Source organism: Streptomyces lushanensis (assembly GCF_001700515.1).
GTDB lineage: Bacteria > Actinomycetota > Actinomycetes > Streptomycetales > Streptomycetaceae > Streptomyces > Streptomyces lushanensis.
Genome location: NZ_MAUD01000696.1, coordinates 1 through 933 on the forward strand (window position 1 = coordinate 1; position 933 = coordinate 933).

At 66.0% G+C, this 933-nt stretch carries 1 protein-coding gene; it reads left to right on the top strand.

From position 1 onward, the window contains the following. Positions 1-219: 219 nt before the first annotated feature. On the top strand, positions 220-933 hold a 714-nt coding region (locus tag BFF77_RS32470; protein WP_066957150.1), incomplete at its 3' end, for a lysophospholipid acyltransferase family protein.

The following is a 933-nucleotide window of genomic DNA, read 5'->3' on the forward strand; positions in this document are numbered from 1 at the left end:
GGTCCGCCTGCCGGGCGTGTTGCGCGCACCCTGTGTCATGAACGCTCCTTGTTGTGGTGTTCTGTGCCTGTCAAAGCGAGGCTGAGCGTAGGCGGCGACGTGTTCCGCGTGGGAGACCTTGGACGAACGTGACGGAAACACACGTCAACACTGCGTATCCAGCCAGTGAACCCGATGTGCGAACCCCGTGAGCCGCGAGTAACGTGCTCACCTGCGGAGATGTTCGCCTCCGTCCACCACCGTCCCTCGCCACCGGAGGAACCGTTGTCCCGCTTCGCGCTCATCAAGGCAGCGCTCGGACCGATCATGCGCCTGATGTTCCGCACCCGTGTGGAGGGCGCCGAGAACATTCCGGGGAGCGGGCCGGTGATCCTCGCCGGCAACCATCTGACCTTCATCGACTCGATGATCCTGCCGCTGGTCTGCGACCGTCAGGTCTTCTTCATCGGCAAGGACGAGTACGTCACGGGCAAGGGTCTCAAGGGGCGGATGATGGCCTGGTTCTTCACCGGTGTGGGCATGATCCCGGTGGACCGCGACGGTGCGCGCGGCGGTGTGGCGGCGCTGATGACGGGCCGTCGGGTGCTGGAGGAGGGCAATGTCTTCGGTATCTATCCCGAGGGCACCCGCTCTCCCGACGGCCGGCTCTACCGGGGCCGTACGGGCATCGCGCGGCTGACGCTGATGACGGGCGCGCCGGTGGTGCCCTTCGCGATGATCGGTACGGACAAGCTCCAGCCGAACGGCACGGGCATGCCGCGCACGGGCAAGGTGACGGTGCGCTTCGGCAAGCCGATGGAGTTCTCGCGCTACGAGGGCATGGACCGCGACCGCTATGTGCTGCGGGCGGTGACGGACTCGGTGATGGCCGAGGTCATGCAGCTGTCGGGACAGGAATACGTGGACATGTACGCCACGAAGGCGAAGGCGGCG